The sequence below is a fragment of the Pseudarthrobacter sp. NPDC058362 genome (assembly GCF_042723515.1).
In the GTDB taxonomy this organism is placed as follows: Bacteria; Actinomycetota; Actinomycetes; order Actinomycetales; family Micrococcaceae; genus Arthrobacter.
In genome coordinates this window covers 218,615-243,358 of record NZ_JBHXIW010000001.1, presented here as the reverse complement: position 1 = coordinate 243,358, position 24,744 = coordinate 218,615, and the positions used below count along the sequence as shown (strand labels likewise).

Here is a 24,744-nt window from a genome sequence, read left to right as displayed (position 1 = left end):
GTGCTTCCTTACTTCCCTACAAAGATGCCGTTGCGGCGGCGGGCGGCGATGTAGAAGACGATGCTGAGGGTGGAGAGGACGGCGACGTAGACCGGGAAGACCCAGGTAAGGCTCAGCGACTGGAGCCAGACCAGCAGGTAGGAGGCGGTGCCACCGAAGAGGGCAACGCCGATTCCGTAGCCGAGAGCCACACCGGTGCCGCGGATGTTCTTGGGCATCAGCGACGAGCTGACCACGTTGTACAGGGTCATGTTCAGGACCAGGACGACGGAGCCCCCCAGCAGGACCGCGGCAAAGCCGCCGATGCCCGGCTGTACATAGAGGAGCATGAGGAAGACTGACGGGATGGCCAGGATGCGGGTGACCAGGAACCAGCGGGACATCTGGCGGCCGTCTGCAAACTTGCCGATAGCCCAACTGCCGGCCACCAGGATGATGCCCAGGACGGTCGTCAGTGCGAAAACCGCGGTGGGGTCTTCCTTGAAGCCGCTGCGGGCCGCGCTGGGCAGGCCCACGTTCCAGGCGTAGTTGTACGCTTGGGCCGCGCCCACGACGAAGATGATGGCCAGTACGGAGAGCCAGTGCTTGCGGACTCCGGACCAGACGGCGCGGGGAGTGTTGCTGGCCATCTCCTCGGCTTTGAGGGTCTCTGGAAGGGCGCGGCGCAGGTACAGCACAACGAAGCCGAAGAGGGCGCCGATGATGAACGGGACGCGCCAGCCCCACTCGGCCATGACGGCACCGCCCAGGACCAGACTGCACAGGAAGCTGATCAGTGACGCCAGCAGAATGCCGATATTGACGTAGAAGCTCATCAGGCCGGCGACATAACCTTCGCGGCCTTCGGGCGCCAGTTCCAGGGCGTGGGACGTGGACAGCGGGGCTTCGATGCCCGTGGAAATGCCCTGGAGCACGCGGCAGACCAGCAGGATGATGCCGGCCCAGGCACCGATCTGGGCGTAGGTGGGCGTGATGGCAATCACCAGTGTGGTGCCGGCCATGAGCATGATGGACAGCAGCATCACGCGGCGGCGTCCGATCCGGTCCGCGAGGGTCCCGAGCAGGATGCCGCCGAGGGGACGGAAAGCGAATCCGACGGCGAACACGGCCAGGGCGCTGAGTGTGGCCGAGAGCGGTTCGGTGTTGGGGAAGAAATTCGGTCCGATGAAGGCCGACAGGAGCCCGAAGACCATCCAGTCGTACCATTCCAGGGCGTTGCCGAGGCCAAGGCCCAGCAGACCCTTGCGGACTTCGGGGGTGAAGCGCCCGGGCTTCAGGGAGGATGAGTCGGTGGGACGGGGTGACGGGACAACACTGTCCGTCGTTTGGGTATCGAGCATGGGGATGTCCTTACGCTGCCGCCCCGGAGGGCGTGGGAGGGTATGACGCAGTAACGCCTGTTGATGCAGGCGCATGGTGCGAAGGTGGCAAGGAGTGTCAGCGGCCACGGAGTGCGGCCGGGACAGTTACGGGTAAACGCGGGAGCCGGCGGGGGCCGGCCCGCCTATACGGCGTGTGGTGCGTTGACCCAAATGGCTACGCATACCTCTTCGTAGCTGTTCTTGTACCAGTGCGGGATCTCCGAGGAGTAGGTGATGGAGTCCCCCTCTTCCAGGCTGTAGCAGACGCCATCCAAATAGACGTCCTTACGGCCCGAAATAATGAAGCAGAACTCTTCCCCGCTGTGGGTAAAGGGTGTTGCGCTGGTGTCGTGCCCTGGGGGCGTGCTGATCCATTGCGCCTCAATAGTGCCGCCGCGGTCCGGGGTCAGCAGTTCGTGGACTGCTTCCCCCACGGATTCGCGGGTCACGTTTTGCAGGTTGCGCCGTTCCGATTTCCGGACGACCGGGGATTTGGATTGGTCCTGTCCCAGGAAAAACCTTCCTACCGGAATGTCCAGTCCGTGGGCCAGTTGGGCGAGGGTTGTGAAGGACGGGTTGGCCATGCCTCGTTCAATCTGGCTGACGATCGCCTGGCTGAGTCCGGTGATCTCCGAGAGCCGGGCCAGGGTCATGCCCTTTTCCTTGCGCATGGACCGCACCTTGTTGCCAACCGTCACCAGCAGTTCGCTGGTGGCTGGCGGTGCAGCGGTGCTACTCTCGATGGTCATCGGCCGTCTTCCGTTGGTGAGCTAACTCACACAACTATAGTGAAGATTTTGCGCTCGTCAACGACTTTTCCTAATTATATTGAAAATCCTCTGGAACGGATCCGAAACCGGCCCTTTGCTACGTGCCCGCGCGGCCGCCAAGGCGCGTGGTCACTTGCGCGGCGGCGGCCACGCAGGCCTCGCCCAGGTCCTCCAGCCGCTCGCGGGAGACACGGAAGCGCGGGGCGGGGATGAGTACGACGGCGGCCACGTCGCCACGGTGGTCGTACGCGGGGGCGGCCACGCCCACCTCGTCCATGGAAGTCTCCCCGTAATTCTCCGCCCATCCCCGCGCCGCGACCTGGTGCAGCCGCTCCTGGTAGGCGGCCAGGCCGGCGTCGTCCATCCCCGGAAAGCTGATCGTTCCGCTCCGCAGCAATTCGCGCACCCTTTCAGCGGGCAGCGACGACAGGAACACCTGCACGGAGGCGCTGAGGGCGTCCCGGTAGCGGGCGCCGAGCGGCGTGGTGTGCTTGATCTGATGCTGACCTGCGATCTGCTCCACGCAGATGGCCTCGTCACCGTTCCAGAGCATCAGGGCACTGGTCTCCCCCGTCTGCTCGGTGAGCCGGCGCAGCACCGGGTAAGCGACCCGGCGTTCATCCATCTCCGCCAGCAGCGGCCCTGCGACGGCGATGAGCCCCAGGCCGAGCCGGAACCTGCGGGTTTCCGGGTCGCGCTCCACGAGATTCTCCTGCTCCAGGGTGGCCAGCATCCGCGACACGGTGCTCTTGTGCATGCCCACCCGGTTGGCGATCTCGGTGACCCCGAGGAGCGGCTCCTCGGCAGAGAAGGTCTTCAGCACCGCAATGGCGTTGACGACGACGGATGCGCCTTTGGCGTCCGTCCCGCCGTTCGTTTCTGTGTGCTTCGGATTTCCGCCGCTGGTTTCTTTAGCTGCTGCTGGAGTCATGGTAGCCATCATCTTTCCTTATCTTCAGCGGAGACGGCGAAAGCGGCGCCACTTACCGTGGCGCCGCTTCCCTCTGCTACGGCGCCTATGCGCCGACGATGTTGTGCTCGGGTCCGAACGGGAACTTGGTGATGTTCTCCACCGAGTTGTCCTCGCCGATGACCAGGATGTCGTGCTCACGGTAGCCTCCGGCGCCGGGCTGGCCGTCAGCGACGGTGATCATGGGCTCCATGGAGACCACCATGCCGGGCTCCAGCACGGTGTCGATGTCCTCGCGCAGTTCCAGGCCGGCTTCGCGGCCGTAGTAGTGGCTGAGAACGCCGAACGAGTGGCCGTAGCCGAAGGTGCGGTTGGCGAGCAGTCCGTGACTGACGTAGATCTCGTTCAGTTCAGCGGCGATGTCCTTGCAGACGGCGCCGGGCTTGATCAGTTCCAGGCCGCGCTTGTGGACCTCGACGTTGATGTTCCACAGCTCCAGGGAGCGTTCGTCCGGCTGGCCGAGGAACAGGGTGCGCTCCAGGGCGGTGTAGTAGCCGGAGGTCATCGGGAAGCAGTTGAGCGAGAGGATGTCGCCCTGCTGCAGCTTGCGGGTGGTGGCCCAGTTGTGTGCGCCGTCGGTGTTGATGCCGGACTGGAACCAGACCCAGGTGTCCCGGACTTCCCGGTCCGGGAACGTCCTGGCAATCTCGTGGACCATGGCCTCGGTGCCGATCAGGGCAACTTCGTACTCTGAGATGCCCTCGCGGATGGCGTTGCGGATGGCCTCGCCGCCGAGGTCGCCGATCCTGGCGCCGTGCTTGATGACCTCAATCTCCTCGGCGGACTTGATCATGCGCTGGCGCATGGCGTCCTGGGAGATGTCCAGCAGTTGGGCACCCGGGAACGCGGCGGCGATCTTCTCGCGGGTCAGGCCGGGCAGGAAGTCGTCCTCGACGCCCAGACGGTTTGCCTTGACGCCGCGCTGGCGCAGGGCCTCCTGGAGTCCGAAGTAGAAGTTGTCGCGGCGCCAGTCGGTGTAGACGATGTTCTCGCCGTACGAGGTGCGCCACGGCATGCCGGCGTCGATGTTGGCGGTAACGGTGACCGAGTCGTCGGCGGTGACGACCAGGGCATAGTTGCGGCCGAAGGTGGTGTAAAGGAAGTCGGAGTAGTACTTGATGCCGTGGTAGCTGGTCAGGATGACCGCGTCGAGCTCCTTGGCGGCCATGATCCGGCGCAGGCCGCCAAGACGGCGCTCGAACTCCGCGTCGGAGAATGTGAGCTTGCCTTTTGAGCCGTTGTGGAGGACCTTGAGCCGCTCGAGTTCGGCGACGGAGGAGGCGTTTTCGGCAGTGATGGTCATTTGGTGGTGCCTTTCTTGTAATGCAGTTACGTGTGACGGAAGAGGAAGTCTGTTATTCGTGCCGCAGCGGTTCCCGGCAGGTTTCCCGCGAGAGCGCCACCGCGACAAGGGAGACCACTGCGGCGGCGACCAGGTACCAGGCCGGCGCGAGGTCGTTGGCTGTCGCTGCGATGAGGAGCGTTGCCATGAATGGGGCGGTACCGCCGAAGAGGGCGTTGGAGAGGTTGAAGCTGACAGCAAAGCCGCTGTAGCGGACCCGGGTGGGGAACATTTCTGCCAGGAAGCTGGGTAGCGTGCCGTCATTGAGGGTCAGCATGGCGCCGAGCAGGATCTGGACCAGCACGATCACCAGGAAGTCACCGGTTCCCAAGAGCGCAAAGGCCGGTACGGTCAGCAGAATGAAGGTGACTGAGGCGCTGATGAGTACCTTTTTCCTGCCGAAACGGTCTGAAAGCATGCCGGTCAGGAAGATGAAGCCGATATAGCTGACAAGCGCAATAGTCGTTGCCAGGAAGGACTCGGTTTCGCCCAGGCCCAGTTCGGAGGAGAGGTACGTGGGCATATAGCTGAGGATTACGTAGAAGCCCACTGCGTTGAGCAGCACGGCACCCACGGCCTGGAGGAGCTGCCGCCAGTGGTTGCGGAAGAGGCTGGACACAGGGGCCTTGACGGCGTGATCCTCCTGGGCCATCTCGCGGAACACCGGAGTGTCTTCGAGCTTGTTGCGGATATAGCGCCCGATCAGCCCCATCGGCGCAGCCAGGAGGAACGGCAGGCGCCAGCCCCAGCTGTGCAGGGCGTCGGTTGTCAGCACCGAGGTCAGGAGGCCAGCGATGAGGGACCCGAGGAGCAAGCCGGCTGCCGTGCTGGCCGGAACCACTGCGGCATAAAGGCCGCGCTTGCCGGCAGGGGCGTACTCCACCAGGAACGCTGAAGCTCCGGCATACTCGCCGGAGGCCGAGAACCCCTGGACCACCCGGATGATCAGCAGGAGGATCGGCGCCCAAATGCCGATGGTGTCGTAACCCGGGATGAGGGCGATGCAGAACGTAGCCCCTGACATGATCAGGATGGACAGGGAGAGCGCTGTCCGCCGGCCCACCCGGTCTCCGATATGGCCCCAGATAAAGCCACCCAAGGGACGAACGAAGAAAGAGATCGCAAACAGTGCAAAGGTCAGCAGGAGCGCGGTCTGCGGATCTGATTCCGGGAAGAAGACCGTGGAGATGGTGACAGCAAGATAGCCGTAGACGGCGTAGTCAAACCATTCGACGAAATTGCCGATGAAGCTGGCTGCCACTACCCGTCGGCGGGTCTCCTTGCTGGGTTCGTCGACGGTGACGGCACCTGCTGGATCAGTCATGCCTGAGCCGCGTCCGGCGGCGCGGCCCGGAACGGGACCATTGGCGCCCTCGCCAACAAGTCCCACGCCGGATGAGTTCGATTCATTACTCATGTGTATCCACCAAGAAATGTTGGAGTTGCATTCTTTGCAACTTGGTTTCATCAGGTTAGGACGCGACACGCAGCACAGTCAATAGGGTGGCGTAAGCCATAATTTGTTTCTAAACAGTAATGAGGTAAGCCAACCGGGGCTGGTGGCACGACCCACGGGCAGCGATCCAAGCGGGAAGATGTTGCGTCTCACACAACACGGTTGCAGATAGGCGCCCTTAGGCACCCGCAGTGGATGTGAAGAAGCGCGGGCATCTGAGTCTGCATTCCTCGGCCCGGCCGTCGGCTTCCTCCTCGAACACGCACGTCGTCCTCGATGCGCCCCAAGGGTTAAATACGGACGACGGCGGGAGGTCCCGCCGTCGTCCGCCGCACTAACGCCTTCAGCGGCCAGTCACCCCGCGCCGGCTGAGTCCGAGGATCCAAGGAATCCGTGCAACAGTGAAGCCGTTCCCTGCAGATGATCCCGCGCAACCTTATAGGCCTCCGTGTCATCACCCCTAAGAATGGCATCCACTATTTCCTGGTGCTGCCGGTTTGAATGCTCCAGGTTCGGCTGGAGCAGCGGTATCCGATCGAGCAGGTCGTTGACCTTGGAACGTACATCCGCCACCGCAAGCGCCAAGCTCGGCGACCCCGTTATTTCCGCGATCGCCACATGGAATCTTGCATCCTTGGGACGGTACTGGTTCGCCGGGGCAGCAGCCACCTCGGCCAGAGTCCTCAGCAAATGGGTCCGCTGCGCCTGCGACAAGGTGGCGCGGGCGGCCAGCGACGCAGCAGCCGGCTCGATGACGTCCCGGAACGTCAGGATGTCCTCCACCTCGGCCGGGTCGAGTTCCGGATAGGAGCCTGATCCCGCCTCGGGCCAACTGCAGACGTACGTTCCTCCATAGCGGCCGCGCTGCACCTCGACATATCCGGCCTTCTGCAATTCCGCCAGGGCATCCCTCAGAGTGGCGCGCGAAACCCCCAGTAACTCCGCCAGCTCCCGCTCAGCCGGAAGCTTGGTTCCAACGCCAAAGAGGCCGAGCTTGATGTTCTGGAGCAGTCGTTCGATGGTTTCCTCGAAGGCATTGCCGTGCCTGACCGGGCGGAGGATCGGGGCCGCGGTTCCGAACTGTTCCTGTTCCATTACCCCATCATAATGGGTTGAAAAAATGCCTATGACTCCGGCATATCCGACTACCGCGACGAATTGACCATCCATGCGTCACCAATGAACATGGGATAGACCCTTGACGGTCGGAATGATCTGGATCACACTGTAACGAGTTTATGGTCTGAACTCATACCAATACCCTCGGACGAAGGGAACTACAGTGTCATCCTCTGAATCAATCCAGGTGACCGACGACAAGCGGTACCTGCAGCATCGGCAGCTCAAGCGGGGAGCTGCGGGCTGGATACTGCTTGCCGGGCTTGGCGTGGCTTACGTCATCTCCGGTGACTTCGCAGGCTGGAACCTCGGCCTCGCCCAGGGCGGCTGGGGCGGGCTTCTGATTGCAACTGTCCTTATGGGAGTCATGTATACCTGCATGGCCTTCGGCCTCGCCGAGCTGTCCTCTGCACTGCCGGCCACCGGGGCCGGATATGGCTTCGCCCGGCGGGCGCTGGGACCCCTGGGCGGCTTTGCCACCGGCATGGCGGTGCTCATTGAGTACGCGGTGGCGCCGGCTGCGATCGCCATCTTCATCGGGGGCTATGTTGAAGCGCTGGGCCTGTTTGGCCTCACCAACTCCTGGCCCGTTTATTTGGTGACCTACGCCGTCTTCGTCGGTATCCATCTCCGCGGAGTGGGTGAGGCGCTGAAGATGATTTTCGGGATCACCGCGGTGGCGGTGGTCGCCCTGGTGGCCGTCGTCGTTGGTCTCGTCCCGCACTTCAATGTCCAGAACCTCTTCGACATCGTGCCGGACGGCGCGCCGACGTCGAGCGCTTTCCTGCCCATGGGGATCGGCGGCGCCATCGGTGCCCTGGTATACGGCATCTGGTTCTTCCTTGCGGTCGAAGGGGTGCCCCTGGCCGCGGAGGAGACCGCTGATCCGAAGAAGGATATGCCCCGGGGCATCATCGTCGCAGTAGGTGTCCTGGTGGTTTTCGCGGCCCTCATGCTGGTACTCGTCCCGGGCGCGGCGGGCTCGGAGGCGATGAGCGGGTCCGACAATCCGCTGCCGGAGGCCTTGCGCCTGGCCTACGGCGGCAACACCTTCCTGGCAGATTTCGTCAACTACGCCGGCCTGGCCGGACTTGTGGCCAGCTTCTTCTCCATCATCTACGCCTACTCCCGGCAGCTCTTTGCTCTTTCACGCGCCGGCTACCTCCCCAAGTGGCTGTCCTTGACGGGGAAGCGCCGGACGCCCTACTGGGCCCTGATTGTTCCCGGCACCATCGGCTTCATCCTTGCGGCAACCACCGGGGACGGTGCCCTCCTGATCAATATCGCTGTCTTCGGTGCCACCGTCTCCTATGTGCTCCTCAACCTCTCGCACATCGTCCTGAGGCGGAAGGAACCGGATCTGCCCCGGGGATACCGCACACCGGGCGGCGTGGTCACCACGACGATTGCCCTGGTTCTTGCTGCGGTTGCCGTGGTCGCCACTTTTGTGGTCGATGTCAATGCCGCTTCAATAACAGCAGCAATTTTCGGAGCCGCGCTCCTCTACTACTGGTTCTACAGCCGGCACCGGATCGTCGCAGGCGCTCCCGAAGAAGAGTTCGCGCAACTCGCTGCAGCCGAGGCTGAGCTCAAGAGCTGAGTTCCGGTCCTTGGACCAGACACCCTTTACCTTCACCAACACCATGAGAGTTACGGAAAACCTAATGATGAACCAAACAACCGGCTCCTCCGGGTCAGGACCGCTCAGCGTCGACGAGCTCCGCACGCTGGTCAACACGGGTGAAATCGACACCGTCGTCGTTGCCATCACCGATTCAATGGGGCGTTTGCAAGGCAAGCGGTGCGGAGCACGGTCGTTCCTTGAAGACGTGTTGGGACATGGTGCCGAAGGCTGCAACTATCTGCTGAGCGTTGACGTGGAAATGAACACCATTGACGGGTATGCCATGTCTTCCTGGGCGAACGGCTATGGGGACATGGTGATGCGGCCGGACGTCTCAACGCTGCGCCGTGTGCCGTGGCTGGAAGGCACCGCCCTGGTTCAGTGCGATGTGCTGTGGCTCGACGGCACGCCCGTGGTCCAATCCCCGCGCCAGATTCTCCGCGCCCAGGTTGAACGCCTTGAGACTCTGGGTTTCCGCGCCCACATCGGCACCGAACTCGAGTTCATCATGTTCGACGACAGTTACGAAGAAGCGTGGGAGAAGAAATACGAAGGGCTCACGCCCTCCACGCGCTACAACGTGGACTACTCCCTCCTGGCGACGGCAAAACTGGAACCCGTGATCCGGAGCATCCGGACCGGGATGGAGAGGGCCGGCCTGGTGGTTGAGTCTTCCAAAGGTGAGTGCAATCTGGGCCAACAGGAGATCACCTTCCGGTACGCTGACGCGCTTACTGCCTGCGACAACCACGCGTTCTACAAGAACGGGGCCAAGGAAATCGCCGCGCAGCATGGCAAGAGCATTACCTTTATGGCCAAGTACAACGAGCGCGAAGGCAGCTCCTGCCACATTCACTTCAGTCTGACCGACCTCGACGGCAACCCCGTCCTGGCCGGCGACGGCGAGCACGGCTTCAGCCCGATCATGGAACACTTCATCGCCGGCCAGCTCGCCGGGCTCAAGGAACTGGCATACTTCGTCGCCCCCAACATCAACTCGTACAAGCGCTTCGTGGAGGGCAGCTTCGCCCCCACAGCGATTGCGTGGGGATTGGACAACCGAAGCTGCGCGCTGCGCGTCGTGGGCCGCGGCCCCAATCTTCGGGTGGAAAACCGTGTGGGAGGCGGGGACGTGAACCCCTATCTGGCCGCCGCGGCACTTATCTCGGCCGCGATCCACGGTATCGAGAATAAACTTTCGCTCGAGCCGATCATGGCGGGCAACGCGTACCAATCGGACGCAGACCGCATTCCCACCAGCCTGCGGGAGGCCCGCTCACTGCTGGCCGGAAGCGAAATCGCCCGTAAGGCATTCGGCGATGAGGTTGTGGACCACTATGTCTTCGCAGCCGGTGTGGAGCTGAAGGCGTTCGACAGCGCGGTAACGGATTGGGAGCGCAAGCGTGTCTTTGAACGGCTCTGATACCTACCGTCCACGGATCGGGCTGACCACCTACTACCAGGAAGCATCCTGGGGAGTCTGGACAGCAGATGCGGCGGTCCTCCCGGGCACCTACGTCCAGGCGGTGGTCGCCGCAGGCGGCACTCCTGTCCTGCTGCCCCCGCTCGGCACCGATCCTTCGATCGTGGAGGTGCTGGATGGCCTGATCATCTCAGGAGGCACCGACGTCGACCCTGAACATTACGGTGCCGAACCGCACCGGCTTACCCGCGCCCAACCGGCGAGGGACGCGCACGACATCGCCCTCACCCGCGCGGCCCTGGAAGCCGGGGTTCCCCTGTTCGCCATCTGCAGGGGCGCCCAGATCCTCAACGTGGCCATGGGCGGCTCCCTGATCCAGCACATTCCCGACGTGAATCCGGAAGCGGATTACCAGCCGGCCCCGGGGGTTTTCGGCAGCGTGGAGTTTACGACGGCGGTCGGAAGCATCAGCCGCGACCTGCTGGGCCCGGCCGCGATCGCGCCGTGTTACCACCACCAGGCCATCGACAGGATCGCTGACGGTCTTTCCGTCACCGCTGCGGCCGCTGACGGAACGGTCGAAGCCTTGGAGACAACAGAGGACGGCTGGGTACTGGGTGTGCAGTTCCACCCGGAACAAAATCCCGGCGATCTCCGGCTTTTCAAGGGATTCGTCGAGGCCGCCACCAGTTACCGCTTAGACCGAAGGGAGCGCTCCGGCAATGTCCACCAGCACGTTTGACGTACTGAATCCGGCAACGGAGGAGGTCATCGAGACCATAGCCCTTGCTAGCCTTGAGGAGACTGACAGGGCCATCGAAACCGCCGTCCGGGCTTTTGAGTCGTGGCGCCATGTCGCCCCGGCGGACCGCGCCCTCCTGCTGCGCAGGTTTGCAGCAGCCGTAGATGCCGACCTGGAAAACCTGGCCCTGCTTGAGGTACGGAACGCCGGGCACACCATCGGCAACGCCAGATGGGAAGCAGGGAATGTACGCGATGTCCTCACGTACTACTCGGCGGCACCCGAACGGCACGTCGGCCAGCAGATTCCAGTAGCCGGCGGTGTTAACGTGACGTTCAACGAGCCCATGGGTGTTGTTGGCGTGATCGTGCCTTGGAACTTCCCCATGCCCATCGCAGCGTGGGGGTTCGCGCCCGCCCTGGCCGCCGGAAATACCGTGGTTCTAAAACCGGCCGAATTGACGCCGCTGACCGCCATCCGGCTCGGGGAGCTGGCCCGTGAAGCAGGCCTGCCTGAAGGCGTCCTGCAGATCATTCCCGGCAAGGGTTCAGTGGTGGGCGAACGGTTTGTGACCCACCCCGCTGTTCGGAAGGTCGTCTTCACCGGTTCAACCGGCGTGGGGAAACGCATTATGGCCGGTTGCGCGGAGCAGATTAAACCCGTGACGCTAGAGCTGGGCGGTAAGAGCGCCAACATCATCTTCGCCGACGCAGACCTGGCAACTGCTGCAGCGGCCGCACCCGGCGGGGCCTTTGACAACGCAGGACAGGATTGCTGTGCGCGGTCCAGGATTCTGGTCCAGGACAGCGTCTATGAGAAATTCCTCGAACTCCTGGAACCGGTCATCACGAACCTCCAGGTCGGCGACCCCGGAGACGAAGCTTCGTTCATGGGACCGCTCATTTCCGCAGCCCAACACAGGACGGTGTCCGGATTCATCCCGGACACCTCGTCCATCGCTTTCCAGGGCTCGGCACCCGAAGGAAAGGGATTCTGGTTCCCTCCTACGGTGTTGACGCCGTCCAGGAGGGACAGGGTCATGCACGAGGAGATTTTCGGCCCCGTGGTGGCAGTTGTTCCCTTCACGGACGAAGCCGACGCACTTCAACTGGCCAACGACTCGATCTATGGGCTCTCCGGCTCCATTTGGACACGGGATATCGGCCGGGCCCTGCGGATGGCACGGGGCCTCGAGTCAGGAAACCTCTCGGTTAACTCGCATTCCTCCGTGCGCTATTCCACGCCATTCGGCGGATTCAAACAGTCCGGACTTGGACGGGAACTGGGGCCGGATGCCTTGGATTCCTTCACCGAGACCAAGAACGTCTTCATCTCTACCAACCCATAACGTCCCGATAGGAAGAAAAGAAATGAGCGAAGTAATCTCCAACCGCCTCAAGGGGCGCAGCGCCGTCATTACCGGCGGAGCCAGCGGCATCGGTCTCGCCACCGCACGCCGATTCGCCGCCGAAGGCGCCCATGTGGTCATCGCGGACCTGGACGCCACAGCGGGGCAGCGGGTGGCCGACGAATTAAGCGGCCTCTACGTCAAGGTGGATGTGACCAGCGAAGAGGAGGTGAAGAACCTCTACGCTGTCACCAACGAAACGTATGGAAGCGTCGACATCAGCTTCAACAACGCCGGCATCGCACCCGCAGACGACGCGTCGATCCTCGAAACCGGAATCGATGCCTGGCGCCGGGTCCAGGAAGTAAACCTGACGTCAGTTTTCTATTGCTGCAAGTACGCTCTCCCCTACATGCAGGCCCAGGGCAAGGGCTCCATCATCAACACGGCATCCTTCGTAGCAGTCATGGGAGCGGCCACGTCCCAGATCTCCTACAGCGCGTCCAAGGGTGGGGTACTGGCCATGAGCCGGGAACTGGGCGTCGAGTTCGCCCGGCAGGGCATCCGGATTAATGCGCTCTGCCCCGGACCGGTCAACACCCCGCTGCTGAAGGAGCTCTTCGCCAAGGACCCGGAGAAGGCCGCCCGCCGCCTGGTCCACGTTCCCCTGGGGCGGTTCGCAGAACCGGAAGAGTTGGCCGCTGCCGTGGCCTTCCTGGCCAGCGACGACGCATCCTTCATCACGGCATCGACGTTCCTCGTTGACGGCGGCATCTCCGGGGCGTACGTGACGCCCGAGTGATGCCGTAACCTGGTCCGCGCGCAAAGCGGAAGGGAAAGCGGACGACGGCGGGTGCTTCCCGCCGTCGTCCGCTTCCTTTTGTGTGGGTGCTTTGGCGTCCCTGTTACGCCGCGCGGGCGGTGAGGAAGGCCTGCAGTCCGGCGAGGTCGTCAGTGTTGATGTGGTCAACGCCGGCGTCGTAGAGCTCGTTCCAGACCGCCTCGCGGGCGTCGCCGGCCTGGTCCGGGGTGGCCCAGAAGCGGACTCGGTAGCCGTTGGCGTGCGCGGTCTCGACGTAGGCATGCAGCTTGGCGCGCTCCAGCTCCGGCATGGGGCCGACGCCCTGCCAGGTGAAGAGCTTGGTCCAGTTGTTGCTCACGATCGGCATGAAGCTGGCAGGCATCCCGGAGGTGAGGTCGCTGGCGCGCCCGTCGTAGAAGCCAAACCGCATATCCTTTGCCTGCATGGTGGCCAGTGGACGGTTGCCGCTGATGACGGCGGTGACGGGGCCGGGCTTGACGGTCCCATTGACGTAGCGGGTCATGATGGACGGGTGCTCGGCGAGTTCCTTCTCGACGGCGGCATAGGTGGCTTCGCCCTCGCTCTTGATGTCAATCATCAGCTGCACGCTGCCGCTCCATTTGGGGTAGACGCTGTGGCCACCCTGGCGCACCAGGTCCTCGAGCGGGTCCAGGTAGAGGCTCTCGAGGGTAACGCCGGGCTTAACGTCCTCAAGGTCGTGCGCCACGAGCAGCTCGCCGTCCACCAGCCACACGTCCGCCTCAACGCTGGTGAAGCCGTGCTCCAGGGCGTCGAACAGCGGGCGCTCGTGCTCGTAGTCGTTGTGGGCGTGGGCGGCCGCGAGCGGCTGTCCGAGCACGGGGGCAGGCGTGGGAGCTTCGGCGCTGGCGGGTGCAACTGCCGTTCCGGTAAGGGCGGCCAGGACGGCCACAGCGGCAAGGGTGCTCTTTACAAACACGGGATTCTCCTAGGATCAGGTTTCTTTGCCGGCGTGGGGGTGGGGCCGGGCAAACGTGAAAAGCCTGCCGTGCGCGGGAGAACGGCGGAGGTCCTGGAAGTTGAATGCAGATTAACTCAGCGGTCCGGTACAGAATATGTGTCCCTATACGTGAGGCCGCCGTGAGCATATAGTGCGGGTCATGTCTTCAAAATTGCCAAGACTGGCAATTCTCGCGCTCACGGTGATGTTCGGAGCAGCGGGCTGCGCCGCGGAACCTACCCCTCTTCGCCTTCTTACATCGGACAGACCTGAAAAAAGTGGGATGGAAGCACTACTGAGGGGAACGCTGGCGGCTGACGAAAGCGGTTGCGTTCAGGCGAAGACGGCGACGGACCCGGTGGGTCTTGTCTGGCCCCTCGGGTACACGGTGCAAGGCGACGCAGAGTCCTTCGAAGTGCTCGACGCCGACAAGAACGTTGTGGCACGTTCGGGCTCGCCCCTTGCCATCGGCGGAGGCGGCGTTGGCGGCGTAGTCCAGGACAACTGGGCTGAACGAGACTGTGCCAAGGACAGAGTCTGGCTAATAGGGAACATCTCCGAACAAGAATGACCGGCTTTGCCCGGCAATGAGCCGTTCCTGCCATTACAATCAGCTGACCGTCGCGGAATGCGTTATGGGGATAAGGGGGCGCGGTGGAATCTGGGTTCGGTATGAGGAACTCGCCAAAAACCGGGCAGGAGCTTCCCGCCATCCGGCGTTCACCGAGCGGGCGCATTCCACAGTGGGCCATTGATGAGGCGTTTGGAACGCTGCAGGATCCAGAGCCGTGGCGGACTGCTCCATTGCCTCCGGTAGAAAGGCGGAAGCGCTACGGTCCGAAACGCAGGCCGGGCGCTGCCCGCTGGCGGCCAAAGTCCGTCCTCGGCTGGGCCATCGCGGTCCTCATCGGCATGTCCCTGGCCGGATCCCTGGTGAGCCGGCTCGCTGTTGCCACGGTGCTGCCTCATCTTCCCGGCGCCGACGTCCCACCCTCTGGGGTAGAAGCGGCCGGCGCTCCCCTGGGTGTCCCGCCTGCCACAACGGGTTCCACCGCCTATGTCCTGCACCCGGCTCCGGACGAGGACCAGCAGTTCGTGGCCTATGACCCGTGCCGGCCGCTGCACTACGTGGTCCGCCCGGACTTCGCGCCTCCGGGGACGGACCGGCTGATCCGTGAATCAGTGGCCGCGGTGTCCGCGGCCACTGGTCTGCAGTTCGTGGACGACGGTGCTACCGATGAGGCACCGTCCGCAGAGCGCGAGTCCTACCAGCCCGACCGTTACGGCAAGCGGTGGGCGCCAATACTGATCGTCTGGTCCACGCCGGAGGAGTCACCTGATCTTGCCGGGAGGGTCGCCGGGACCGGCGGCAGCTCGTCAATACGTATCGACAGAGAACCCTACGTCTACGTCACGGGGCAGGTTCACCTTGACGCCCCCGACCTCTCACAGACCTTGGCGGGTCCTGACGGGCCGGCACTGGTGCGCGCGGTGATCATGCACGAGCTCGGGCACGTGGTGGGGCTCGACCACGTGAACGACCGCACACAGTTGATGCATGAGGAGAACTCCGGCCAGCTGGGCTTCGGCGCGGGTGACCGCGCGGGCCTGGCGGTCCTGGGGACCGGAAAGTGTGTCCCCCGGCTCTAGGAAGCATGACGACGGCGGGAGGCGGCGGCCGCGAACTTTCGCGAAGCTGGGATTCTAAAAATCTTGCCATTCCTGCGCCCGGAACGATCAGGTCCGTTTTCGGGTGACATTTGCCGCCGCAGCCGTAGGCTACTGAGTAGGCCGGACGCCCGATGCCCGGCCTCAGCTCCCGAAGGGAACGGCAAAGTGGACAGTACTGCTGCTTACTGGTTCTTGAGCGGCGCCGAGCGTGAGCACGCGGCCACCGGTGTGCACGCCGGCCCCGCGGAAACGCCGGCATGGTCGGAGGGCAACCTGGTCCGGCCTCTGATCCACGGCGCCACCTACTTCGCCCGGCTGCGAGAGGAATTGGAGGCGCTTCGGCCGGGAGACCGCGTGTGGTTCACCGACTGGCGTGGCGACGGCGACGAACGGCTGACAGAGGACGGGCCGGAGATCGGGGAACTACTGGCCCGGCTGGCCCGGTCGGGCGTGGAAGTCCGGGGCCTTATCTGGCGGTCCCACGGCGAGCGCCTGTCAGCCCCTATGAGCAACCGGTCCAATGAGCTCCTCACCCGCGAAATTAACGACGCCGGCGGCGAGGTGCTGCTGGACCAGCGCGTGCGCGCCTTCGGTTGCCACCACCAGAAACTGTTCGTCATCCGCAGGCGGAGCGATGCCTCCCGGGACGTCGCGTTCGTGGGCGGCATCGATCTTTCCCACAGCCGCCGGGACGACGCCGAGCACATGGGTGATCCGCAGGCGGTGGACATGGATCCGCGGTACGGGAAGAAACCGCCGTGGCACGACGCCGCCGTCGAACTCCATGGCCCGGTGGTGGCCGATGTCCTGGAGCTGTTCGCCGAACGATGGAACGACCCCCATCCCCTGGACCGGCGCACCCCGTACCGGATGCTGCTGCAGCGGCTGGCGGACATGCCCCGGCATCCGCAGCCCCTGCCGGACACCGCGCCGCCCCCGCCGCCGGCCGGGCCCCACGCGGTGCAGCTGCTGCGCACCTACGGGGTAAAGCATCCGCCGTTCCCGTTCGCGCCGGGCGGCGAGCGCAGCGTTGCCCAGGCCTACACGAAAGCGTTCTCCCTGGCCCGTTCGCTGATTTACATCGAGGACCAGTATCTGTGGTCCAAGGAGGTTGCGGCAGGCATCGCGGCAGCTCTGGAACAGAACCCGGGCCTGAAGGTGATCGCCGTCGTGCCACGCTATCCGGACTCGGACGGCCGGCTCGGCGGGCCGCCCAAGAGGCTGGGGCAACTGCACGCCATCGAGACCATCCGCCGCGCCGCGCCCGACAGGTTCGGCGTGTTCAACCTCGAAAACAAGGCGGGAACGCCGATCTATATCCATGCCAAGATCTGCATCATTGATGACACCTGGTTCACCTGCGGCTCGGACAACTTCAATCGGCGGTCCTGGACCACGGACAGCGAGCTGACCTGCGCGGTGATCGATACCAGCGCCGGCAACACTCCCGGCGGCGGCTTCGGTGGCTCCCGGCCCCCTGGCGATACGTCCACTGCCCACACGTCCCTCGCCCACGCCGTCAGGCGCCAGCTGTGGGCTGAGCACCTGGGCCTTGACGAGGATGATCCGCGGTTCGAGGATCCGGCGGACGGGCTGGACCTGTGGAACGCTGCCGCCGATGCGCTGGACGGTTGGCACGAGGCCGGCAGCCAGTCGCCCCGACCCAAGGGCCATGCCCGGCACCACAGCACTAAACCACCCACGCGCCTGCAGCGCTTGTGGGCAGGTCCGGCAAACCGCTTCTTCGTGGACCCGGACGGACGCCCCCGAAAGCTGCGCGGCACCACCAAGTTTTAGCGGGCGCGCCACCACGGGCGTCAGGCAGCGAGGCGCGTCAGGATGGCCTGTTCCAGCGGACTAACGGGAACGGGCAAGCATTCAGGTGGTAGTAGGGGTGGCTCCCGGTCAGGGTGCTCCGCGGGATAGTGCCGGCCGGTGGGTGAAATCCAGCCGGGCGGTTCATTCTTCGTTGCCTGCGTCGGCGTCCAGGTGGACCGGTGTTTGAGCCGGTGGTGCTTGGGGCACGCCTGTCCCAGGTTGCCGATTCCGGTAGTGCCGCCGCGCTGCCATGCGGTGAGGTGGTCGGCGTCGTTGTCCGGGGTTTGGTTGCTGCAGCCCGGGAAGGTGCACCTGCCATCCCGCATCCTGAGCCAGCGCTTCAGCGCCTCCGGAAGGCGGTAGCTGGTCCGCCCGATTTCGAGCGGCGCCCCGTCGCGGGGATCCACCAGGACGCGGTAGAACGAGCTGGAGCCGTCAGCAATGAGCCGGCGAGCCACCGACGGTGGGACCGGCCCCAGCCCGTCGATCTCGGCGGGTTCATCGGTCAGGCCAAGGAGCGAGAAGACCGGGACGGTGACCAGCACATCAGCCTTGGGAGCGGGCACGTCTCCCGGGTTCTCACTCGCACTGCCCAGCAGCATCCCGGCGGCGATGTCGGCACGCAGCTGCGCGAGGTTGCGGGGTTCGCCAGGGCCTTGAACGCCGCGGGCCAGAGCGGTTGTCCTGTTCCAGATGGCACAAGCGGTATCACCCGGCAGGTAGAGCGAGAGCCAGGCCATGCCGTCCCGGTCCGGGGCGTATTCCATGCGCCGGTCCGCCGTGCTCTTTGCACGGCGCAGCTCCAGGGACTCGGGGTGGTGGCGTTCACGCCAGGCCCGGACCTTCCCCCGGAAGCGGGCGGGAACCAGGTCGCCCGGCGCCGCACCCCGTGCCGGTGCTTCCGGGTCGAAGAAGTGCCTTTCCAGGGCGGACACCGCCGCCGGGTTGAGGCCGGTGGTTTCATCCACCACGATGCGGGCGTGCTGCCAGCCGACGGCGCCGCTCTCCAGCGCGTCGAGCGTCGCCGGCAGCGAGCTGGTCAGGGCGTGAGCCTCTCCAAGCAGGGCCGAGGCGGCGCATTCGCCGATGGTGAGCACGCACGCGACCTCCGCCACCAGGCTCATCTCCTGCGCGGTGCTTTCATAGGCATTAGACGGCGGGCCAGCCAATTCTGTTGCCGCGTCCGAGTATGCCCTGACCAGCCGGACCTTCGCCGCCGCCGTCATCGCCTCGATCCGCGCCAGCACCGCCAACCCGTCCAGGCAGGTCTCCGAGAGTTCCTGCAACGGATCAGCGTCGCAAAGCCGGCCAGGCCCCCGCGGGTCAACCGGTGGCGAAATGACACCGGCAAGCTCATCCACCAAGCGGCCCATCGAGGCCACGGCAGCGGCCATCGCAGCCCTGCCTCCCGCCTCGATAACCACCCCGGATTCCATACCCAAAGCATGGCAGGGGGGTCTGACATTTTAGGAAGGTGCCGGGGACCCGCGAAAAGAAAGCGGACGACGGCGGGACCTCCCGCCGTCGTCCGCTGAATCTGCCGGCCTTTCTAGACTTGTCCGGTCGGGCCGCTGTCCTTGACTTCTCCGCGCCAGCCGCCGGTTTCGGCGCCGCGCGATTCGATGAAGTCCTTGAACTTCCGCATGTCGGCCTTGACCTGCATTTCGTCGATTTTCAGGGCCGCTCCGGCCTTTTCAGTGGCGGTTTCGGGCGCCCATTCGAAGTGGACTTTGACCTTCGTGTGGTTGGCGTCCAGCGGCGTGAACCTGATGATGCCGGCATGGGACCTGCCGTCGGTGCTGCGCCAGGCGATCCGGTCGTCAGGCTCCTGGTCCACGATCTCAGTATCAAACTCCCGCTGGACCCCACCCACGTTGGTAACCCAATGGTTGGTGGTGTCAGTCAGCTGGGTTACCGATTCCACACCGGACATGAACTGCGGAAAGGATTCGAACTGGGTCCACTGGTTGTAGGCGGTCCGCACCGGTACAGCGACTTCAACGGTCTCTTCAACGTGTTCCATCTGCTTCCTCCTTACGACGGACGGCCGCAACAGCGGACCGGCAGTAGTTGGCCATCCGGCCGGTCAGGCAGCCGCCACCTTTGCACACTATGTGCGGTGACTACCTGTGTCCAGACCCCGCCTAACCGATCCGGAGATCAAGCTCCACGGGCACTGCCCGGCGGACTGCATCATCGACGGGGCAATGCTTCAGGCCCCATTCGACAACCTCCCGGACGGCAGCCATATCGGCGGCGGGTCCCACCCGGACTGCCACCCGCATGCTGGCCGGACCGGCGCTGACGTCGTCGGAGACGCCCAGAATGCCCCTGTCATCGGACTCACTGTCCACATCGACGTGGAGTCCGGGCAGCTCCACGCCCTGCTCGGCAGCTCGCATGGCCATAAGGGTGGCGGCGCAGGAGGCGTAGGCGGCACGGAAGAGCCAGCCGGGCGACGGCGCCGAACCGGTTCCGCCCACTCCGGCGACCATATCCGTCTCCAGGGAGGAGCCATCCGTTCCCGTGACGCGGACCCGGAGGCCGTCGACCACAACAGCCGAGGCGGCGGAATCGCGGTAGCGGGCTTCGTCGGCATGGGCTCCCAGATATTCCTTGGCAGACTTGATTGCCTCGGCAATTCGCGGGTTGTTCATCGGTTACCTCCACCTGGGTCGTCGTACTGCCGGTGCTCGTCCGTCGGCCGCCGCCTGCGATGTGCAGTGTCGACGCATTCAGCAAGGCCATCAGCCATGATCCATGGTCGCGGCGGCACCCCGGGCGGTCAACAACCCCGCCACAAGTATGCGGACAACCGCGGGCGCCAGCAGTCTTCGGAACCGGACGTCACACAACGCCACGTCATCCCCCTGACCAGCAGCAAGGTCCTACCCTTGACAGGTGACTTTGACTAACCTCCGCACCGCCGCCGCGAGCTCCTTCGCCGCCGCTGGCCTCCTGTTGTCCCTTGCTGCCTGCTCCGCCCCGGCAACCAGCCAATCGCCGTCGTCCCCCGCCGCAGAATCAGCGAGCGCGAGCGCCACCGCTTCCGGCCCGTGCGAGGGCGTGCAGGTCATCGTCGACTCAGGTGCCCTCAAGCAGGAGGCCGCAGACACCTCAGCCTGCATCGCCGTGGAAGGCCCGACGGCGGCCGCGAAGGTCCTCGAGGAAGCAAACGTTAAGACGGTGGGCACCGAGCAGTACCCCAACGAGCTGGTGTGCCGCGTAAACGGCGTACCCGCCGCGGACTTCGACATCAAGCACAAGGGCGGCACGTACCGCGAAGAGTGCCAGAAGATGCCGGCCGCTTTCGCCTACTGGGCCCTTTGGGTCAAGGCGAGCCCCGACGCCGAATGGGCCTACGCCCAGGAGGGCCTCGCCACCCTGAAGTTCAGCCCGGGGCAGAGCCTGGAGCTGCTCTTCACGGTCGACGGCGAACCGGCCGCGCCCAAGGCATGACGTTCCGACCCGCGCCGTTACGCGCGGCGGCGGCCCTCGCCGTCGTCTTCGTCGCGGCGCGGGTCATCTACCGCGTCCTGTTCAACGGGGCGGGGGCCGGCGCGCCGCTGCTGCTCGATCTGCCGCCGGTTCGGCTGCCCGCCCCTTACGCCCATGTGGTCCTTTTCGGCCCGGTCACGGGACAGGGCCTGTGGGACGCGGCCCTGTCCGCCCTGCCGATCGCCGGGGTCATCCTCGCGTTCGGCGTCGTCAATGCGTTCGTGGACGTCTCCCGCGGCTTCCTGTTTCTGGCCCGCGGCGGCCCCCTGCAGGGCATGGGGCGGATGCTGGTGGTGGCGTGGGCGGCGCTTCCGGCCCTGGCTGACGCCGTGACCTCCGTGCGCCTCGCCTTTCGGCTGCGGGGCGAACGCTTCGGGCCGCGCGCCCTGGTGCCCGTGCTCGAGCGCACCCTCGAGCACGCCAGCCGGGTTGCCGCCGCCCTGGAGCTGCGCGGCTTCGGCAGCCGGGCAGCGCATCAGCCCTCAGCGCACCGCCCCGTGGACGACGACGGCGGCCCGCTTCTGGTGCGCGACGCCCGGTTCCGCATCGGTGACGCACAGATATACGTCGCTGCTTTCCAGCCGGCGCCGGGGTCCGTCACCGTCATCACCGGGCCGACCGGCTCGGGCAAGTCCACGGTTCTCCGGGGCATCGCCGGCCTCCTCTCGCACGTTGATGGCGGCCACGTCTCGGGCACGCTGCGGGTCGGCGGACTGGACCGCGCCGCCACCCCGCCGCGCGACACCGCCCGCCTGATCGGCGTCGTGCTCCAAAATCCCCGCGCTGCGTTTGCCAGCACCAAGGTCCGCGACGAAATCTCCCTCGGCCTTGAGCTGCGCGGGGTTGCGGCCGCTGATGCCAATGCCCGCGTCCTGGAGATCGCCGAGAGCACCGGGGTGTCCGCGCTGCTGGACCGGAACCTGAGCACCCTTTCCGCGGGTGAGGCGACGCTCGTGGCCATCGCCGCCGCCGTCGTCGAACATCCGTCGCTGCTCCTGGTGGACGAGCCGCTCGCCGACCTCGACACCGCCGCCCGCACCCGCGTCACCGCCGTGCTGCACTCCCTCGCGCGTGACGCAGGGGTTTGCGTGATCGTGGCGGAGCACCGAGCGCAGCCTCTTGTTCCGGTGGCCGATTCGTGGTGGACCGTCAACGGCGGCGCGCTGGTTCCGGGTGTCGCGCCTGTGCTGGCGGCACCGTCGCTCCCGGCCGCTGTGCCGCAGCCGGCCCATCCAGCTGACTCCCCCGTGCTGGTTGCCGCAAACCTCGCCGTGCACCGCAAGGGCCAACCGTTGGTGCGCGACGCGTCCCTGACGCTGCACCGCGGCGAAATCGCTGCCCTTGTGGGGCCGAACGGTGCCGGGAAGTCGTCGCTGCTGGTGGCGCTCGCGCTTCATAACGGCAAGGCGGCTGACGGTAACACAGGGAACATAACGTCCGACGGCGTCAGGGTCGCCCTGGTGCCGGATGCCTCCGACGACCTCTTCACGAGGGATACCGTCGCGGGCGAGCTTCGCGCGGCGGAGCGGCGGGTGGCACGCCAAAAGAACGGGGCGCGGACCGCGGCCGGCTTTGCTGCGTCGCACCTGGCCCGTCTGCGGGGAAACGTGGCGATGCCCATCGGAAACGAGCATCCCCGGGACCTGTCCGCGGGCGAGCGCAGGATCCTGGCCATCGCACTGCAGACCATGGACCAACCGGACGTCCTCTTGATCGATGAGCCCACCCGCGGACTCGATCCCGCGGCGCTAACAGCGGTGGCGGCGGCACTGCGGGCTGCGGCGGAGGCAGGTTCGACTGTCCTGATCGCCACCCATGACCACGACTTTGCGCACAGCCTCGGCGCCCGGATCATCCCGATGCGGGACGGGGTCGCACCCGCAGCCCCGCAGGAAAAGGTAGAGGCCAGTGCAGCCGCAACACAAAGCCCCGCGACACAAGCCATCGCCCTGCCCCGCTTCGACAACCAGCCAGTAGACCCTCCGGCCCCCGCCAAACCCCGCCGGATCCGGATGCCGCGCGGTGCCGAATTGGCTATTCTCGCGGCGGCGAACCTGCTGGCCCTCGGCGCCTTCTGCTGGCCCCTGCTCGCAACGGCCCTGCCCCAGGATGCCGCGGCTGCGCTGCCCTACGCGGCGCTGGCCATCGCGCCGCTCGCCGTCGTCGCTGTCGTTGTGTCCCTCGACGGGTCGGTCCGCTCGGCACATACGGTGGCGCTGCTCGGTGTCCTGGCTGCGGTGGGGACGGCCGTGCGGGTGGCGAGCACCGGCGTCGGGGGTGTGGAGGCGGTGTTTATCCTGCTGATCCTGGCCGGGCGGGCGTTCGGTCCCCGTTTCGGCATGCTGCTGGGCGCGGCCACGATCGCCGTTTCGAGCGCACTGTGGGGCGGGATCGGGCCGTGGACGCCGTTCCAGATCTTTGCCTGTGCGTGGGTGGGTGCCGGGGCGGGCCTGCTCCCCCGGCGGGTGCGCGGGCGGGGGGAGCTGTGGATGCTGTGCGGCTATGGTGCGGTGGCGTCATACCTGTTCGGGCTGCTGACGAACCTGTGGTTCTGGCCGTTCGCCGTGGGTGCCGGCACGGGCATTTCCTACCTGCCCGGCGCGCCGCTGGAGACCAACCTGGCCAGCTTCCTGCTGTACTCGCTGGTGACGTCGACGGCGGGATGGGACACGGTGCGTGCCGTGACCACGATCGTCGGGATCATCCTGGTGGGGCGGGCAGTCCTCGCCGCGTTCCGGCGGGTGAAGCCGGTGTCCGGTGCGGGCGGGCAAGCCGCGCAGGCTTCCTCCGCCCAGGCCCGGGACCGGCTTCACCTCGGGGTCTGAGGACACCGGACAGCCGACATCATGGTCCCTGTCGGGGAGCCTTGAAGGTCATAGAGCGAGGATTCTAGGATTCGCTATTTCCTGTGGATAGTCTGGGACAGGACGCCTACGGAGGGTCAGTGAGAACGTGATCAATGCAGCTGCCGCCGTAATCGGCCGGAACAATGTCACCATATCGGGCCGGGATGACGGGCCAGTGATGATGTTTGCCCACGGTTTTGGCTGCGATCAGGCTATGTGGCAGAAGCTTCTGCCTTATTTCGTTGATAATTACCGGCTGGTGCTTTTTGATCATGTTGGTGCAGGACACTCCGACATCAGCGCCTATGACTGGGAGAAGTACGGGTCCCTGAATGGTTACGCTGCGGACCTGCTGGAGATTTGCGCCGCCCTTGAACTTGAGGACGTCATCTTGGTGGGCCACAGCGTCAGCACGATGATCGGCGTGATCGCCGCAGTGCAGGACCCCAACCGTTTTTCCCACTTGGTCCTGCTCGCTCCTTCGCCCCGTCATACGGATGACCCGTACGACGGCTACGTGGGCGGCTTTTCGCGGGAAGACATCGAGGGCCTGCTGGCATCTCTGGACAGCGACTATTTCGCCTGGGCCGCGGCCTTGGCCCCCGTGGTCATGGGCAACCCGCAGGCGCCTGAATTAGCGGAGGACCTGCGTGTCAGCTTCTGCAGGACAAATCCAACCATCGCACGGCACTTCGCCGGCGTAACCTTTTTCTCCGACACCCGCCCTGAACTGAAAAAAGTGCGCACCAGCTGCCTGATTCTGCAGTGCTCCGAAGATCGGCTTGCCCCACCGGACGTGGGCGCCTACCTGCACCAGAACCTGGAACACAGCACCCTGGTGCAGCTCCGGGCGACCGGGCACTGCCCCCACGTCGGCGCCCCGGAGGAGACGGCCCAGGCGATTCTGCACTACCTTGACTCCCGCTCGTGACGGGCGCCGCTCGCGGCAAGTTCATCCAATGACTGCCCGTTTTC

21 protein-coding genes are annotated in these 24,744 nt (G+C 65.2%); 11 read left to right on the top strand and 10 right to left on the bottom strand.

Annotated features, from left to right (window positions below; genetic code table 11):
- Positions 1-8: 8 nt before the first annotated feature.
- From ACFWIX_RS01065 to ACFWIX_RS01040, 6 genes are all read right to left on the bottom strand, one after another.
- Positions 9-1,340 carry an MFS transporter gene (locus ACFWIX_RS01065; RefSeq protein WP_377214259.1) on the bottom strand — a complete coding sequence of 444 codons (1,332 nt, stop codon included), beginning with the start codon at positions 1,338-1,340 and terminating at the stop codon, positions 9-11.
- A 164-nt stretch (positions 1,341-1,504) separates the two neighbouring features.
- Positions 1,505-2,110, bottom strand: coding sequence for a helix-turn-helix domain-containing protein (locus ACFWIX_RS01060; RefSeq protein ID WP_377214258.1), 606 nt, complete (start codon positions 2,108-2,110; stop codon positions 1,505-1,507).
- Between the two features lie 118 nt (positions 2,111-2,228).
- A complete protein-coding gene (locus ACFWIX_RS01055) occupies positions 2,229-3,074 on the bottom strand; it encodes an IclR family transcriptional regulator (RefSeq protein ID WP_377214257.1) in 846 nt (281 codons plus the stop codon).
- 73 nt (positions 3,075-3,147) lie between these two features.
- Positions 3,148-4,404 (bottom strand): aminopeptidase P family protein, encoded by a 1,257-nt coding sequence (locus ACFWIX_RS01050; protein WP_377214256.1) that lies wholly within the window; start codon positions 4,402-4,404, stop codon positions 3,148-3,150.
- Positions 4,405-4,456: 52 nt separating this feature from the next.
- On the bottom strand, positions 4,457-5,767 hold the full coding sequence (locus ACFWIX_RS01045; RefSeq protein WP_377214906.1) for an MFS transporter: 1,311 nt from the start codon (positions 5,765-5,767) through the stop codon (positions 4,457-4,459).
- Positions 5,768-6,253: 486 nt separating this feature from the next.
- On the bottom strand, positions 6,254-6,994 hold the full coding sequence (locus ACFWIX_RS01040) for a FadR/GntR family transcriptional regulator (protein ID WP_377214255.1): 741 nt from the start codon (positions 6,992-6,994) through the stop codon (positions 6,254-6,256).
- Positions 6,995-7,181: 187 nt separating this feature from the next.
- Here ACFWIX_RS01040 and eat point away from each other — a divergent pair, with 187 nt between their 5' ends.
- The 5 genes from eat to ACFWIX_RS01015 all read left to right on the top strand — a co-directional run bounded on the left by eat (position 7,182) and on the right by ACFWIX_RS01015 (position 12,957).
- Positions 7,182-8,618: an ethanolamine permease gene (gene eat, locus ACFWIX_RS01035; RefSeq protein ID WP_377214254.1), complete on the top strand. Its 1,437-nt coding sequence runs from the start codon at positions 7,182-7,184 to the stop codon at positions 8,616-8,618.
- Positions 8,619-8,682: 64 nt separating this feature from the next.
- The gene (locus ACFWIX_RS01030) at positions 8,683-10,065 is read left to right on the top strand and encodes a glutamine synthetase family protein (protein ID WP_377214253.1); all 1,383 of its coding nucleotides are present in this window, start codon (positions 8,683-8,685) and stop codon (positions 10,063-10,065) included.
- Positions 10,046-10,807, top strand: a complete 762-nt coding sequence (locus tag ACFWIX_RS01025) for a gamma-glutamyl-gamma-aminobutyrate hydrolase family protein (RefSeq protein ID WP_377214252.1) — start codon at positions 10,046-10,048, stop codon at positions 10,805-10,807. Before ACFWIX_RS01030 ends, ACFWIX_RS01025 begins: the two co-directional genes overlap by 20 nt.
- Positions 10,788-12,155, top strand: a complete 1,368-nt coding sequence (locus ACFWIX_RS01020; RefSeq protein ID WP_377214251.1) for an aldehyde dehydrogenase family protein — start codon at positions 10,788-10,790, stop codon at positions 12,153-12,155. The genes ACFWIX_RS01025 and ACFWIX_RS01020 overlap by 20 nt, the downstream gene beginning before the upstream one ends.
- 22 nt (positions 12,156-12,177) lie before the next feature.
- Entirely contained in the window at positions 12,178-12,957 is a 780-nt protein-coding gene (locus tag ACFWIX_RS01015; protein ID WP_377214250.1) for a 3-oxoacyl-ACP reductase, read from the top strand.
- Between the two features lie 103 nt (positions 12,958-13,060).
- On the opposite strand, the gene ACFWIX_RS01010 is transcribed toward ACFWIX_RS01015, so the two are convergent.
- On the bottom strand, positions 13,061-13,915 hold the full coding sequence (locus tag ACFWIX_RS01010) for a phosphatidylinositol-specific phospholipase C/glycerophosphodiester phosphodiesterase family protein (RefSeq protein ID WP_377214249.1): 855 nt from the start codon (positions 13,913-13,915) through the stop codon (positions 13,061-13,063).
- Between the two features lie 304 nt (positions 13,916-14,219).
- On the opposite strand from ACFWIX_RS01010, the gene ACFWIX_RS01005 reads away from it, so the two are divergent.
- The 3 genes from ACFWIX_RS01005 to ACFWIX_RS00995 all read left to right on the top strand — a co-directional run bounded on the left by ACFWIX_RS01005 (position 14,220) and on the right by ACFWIX_RS00995 (position 17,404).
- A complete protein-coding gene (locus tag ACFWIX_RS01005; protein WP_377214248.1) occupies positions 14,220-14,507 on the top strand; it encodes a hypothetical protein in 288 nt (95 codons plus the stop codon).
- 233 nt (positions 14,508-14,740) lie between these two features.
- Positions 14,741-15,586 carry a matrixin family metalloprotease gene (locus ACFWIX_RS01000; protein ID WP_377214247.1) on the top strand — a complete coding sequence of 282 codons (846 nt, stop codon included), beginning with the start codon at positions 14,741-14,743 and terminating at the stop codon, positions 15,584-15,586.
- Positions 15,587-15,772: 186 nt separating this feature from the next.
- On the top strand, positions 15,773-17,404 hold the full coding sequence (locus tag ACFWIX_RS00995) for a phospholipase D family protein (RefSeq protein ID WP_377214246.1): 1,632 nt from the start codon (positions 15,773-15,775) through the stop codon (positions 17,402-17,404).
- A 20-nt stretch (positions 17,405-17,424) separates the two neighbouring features.
- Here the strand turns inward: ACFWIX_RS00995 and ACFWIX_RS00990 are convergent, their stop codons facing one another.
- From ACFWIX_RS00990 to ACFWIX_RS00980, 3 genes are all read right to left on the bottom strand, one after another.
- Positions 17,425-18,861: a DUF222 domain-containing protein gene (locus tag ACFWIX_RS00990; protein WP_377214245.1), complete on the bottom strand. Its 1,437-nt coding sequence runs from the start codon at positions 18,859-18,861 to the stop codon at positions 17,425-17,427.
- Positions 18,862-18,974: 113 nt separating this feature from the next.
- On the bottom strand, positions 18,975-19,448 hold the full coding sequence (locus ACFWIX_RS00985) for an SRPBCC family protein (RefSeq protein ID WP_377214244.1): 474 nt from the start codon (positions 19,446-19,448) through the stop codon (positions 18,975-18,977).
- Between the two features lie 121 nt (positions 19,449-19,569).
- The gene (locus ACFWIX_RS00980; RefSeq protein WP_377214243.1) at positions 19,570-20,082 is read right to left on the bottom strand and encodes an OsmC family protein; all 513 of its coding nucleotides are present in this window, start codon (positions 20,080-20,082) and stop codon (positions 19,570-19,572) included.
- Between the two features lie 244 nt (positions 20,083-20,326).
- On the opposite strand from ACFWIX_RS00980, the gene ACFWIX_RS00975 reads away from it, so the two are divergent.
- The 3 genes from ACFWIX_RS00975 to ACFWIX_RS00965 all read left to right on the top strand — a co-directional run bounded on the left by ACFWIX_RS00975 (position 20,327) and on the right by ACFWIX_RS00965 (position 24,700).
- Complete coding sequence (locus ACFWIX_RS00975) at positions 20,327-20,884, top strand: hypothetical protein (RefSeq protein ID WP_377214242.1); 558 nt, start codon at positions 20,327-20,329, stop codon at positions 20,882-20,884.
- Positions 20,881-23,748, top strand: a complete 2,868-nt coding sequence (locus ACFWIX_RS00970; RefSeq protein WP_377214241.1) for an ATP-binding cassette domain-containing protein — start codon at positions 20,881-20,883, stop codon at positions 23,746-23,748. Before ACFWIX_RS00975 ends, ACFWIX_RS00970 begins: the two co-directional genes overlap by 4 nt.
- Before the next feature lie 127 nt (positions 23,749-23,875).
- On the top strand, positions 23,876-24,700 hold the full coding sequence (locus ACFWIX_RS00965; RefSeq protein ID WP_377214240.1) for an alpha/beta fold hydrolase: 825 nt from the start codon (positions 23,876-23,878) through the stop codon (positions 24,698-24,700).
- Positions 24,701-24,744: the final 44 nt, after the last annotated feature.

Excerpts from the sequence above, each read along its gene's own strand:
- ACFWIX_RS01065 (WP_377214259.1), bottom strand. The coding sequence starts at position 1,340 with ATGCTCGATACCCAAACGACGGACAGTGTTGTCCCGTCACCCCGTCCC.
- ACFWIX_RS01060 (WP_377214258.1), bottom strand. The coding sequence starts at position 2,110 with ATGACCATCGAGAGTAGCACCGCTGCACCGCCAGCCACCAGCGAACTG.
- ACFWIX_RS01055 (WP_377214257.1), bottom strand. The coding sequence starts at position 3,074 with ATGATGGCTACCATGACTCCAGCAGCAGCTAAAGAAACCAGCGGCGGA.
- ACFWIX_RS01050 (WP_377214256.1), bottom strand. The coding sequence starts at position 4,404 with ATGACCATCACTGCCGAAAACGCCTCCTCCGTCGCCGAACTCGAGCGG.
- ACFWIX_RS01045 (WP_377214906.1), bottom strand. The coding sequence starts at position 5,767 with ATGACTGATCCAGCAGGTGCCGTCACCGTCGACGAACCCAGCAAGGAG.
- ACFWIX_RS01040 (WP_377214255.1), bottom strand. The coding sequence starts at position 6,994 with ATGGAACAGGAACAGTTCGGAACCGCGGCCCCGATCCTCCGCCCGGTC.
- ACFWIX_RS01030 (WP_377214253.1), top strand. The coding sequence starts at position 8,683 with ATGATGAACCAAACAACCGGCTCCTCCGGGTCAGGACCGCTCAGCGTC.
- ACFWIX_RS01020 (WP_377214251.1), top strand. The coding sequence starts at position 10,788 with ATGTCCACCAGCACGTTTGACGTACTGAATCCGGCAACGGAGGAGGTC.
- ACFWIX_RS01015 (WP_377214250.1), top strand. The coding sequence starts at position 12,178 with ATGAGCGAAGTAATCTCCAACCGCCTCAAGGGGCGCAGCGCCGTCATT.
- ACFWIX_RS01005 (WP_377214248.1), top strand. The coding sequence starts at position 14,220 with ATGGAAGCACTACTGAGGGGAACGCTGGCGGCTGACGAAAGCGGTTGC.
- ACFWIX_RS00990 (WP_377214245.1), bottom strand. The coding sequence starts at position 18,861 with ATGGAATCCGGGGTGGTTATCGAGGCGGGAGGCAGGGCTGCGATGGCC.
- ACFWIX_RS00985 (WP_377214244.1), bottom strand. The coding sequence starts at position 19,448 with ATGGAACACGTTGAAGAGACCGTTGAAGTCGCTGTACCGGTGCGGACC.
- ACFWIX_RS00980 (WP_377214243.1), bottom strand. The coding sequence starts at position 20,082 with ATGAACAACCCGCGAATTGCCGAGGCAATCAAGTCTGCCAAGGAATAT.
- ACFWIX_RS00970 (WP_377214241.1), top strand. The coding sequence starts at position 20,881 with ATGACGTTCCGACCCGCGCCGTTACGCGCGGCGGCGGCCCTCGCCGTC.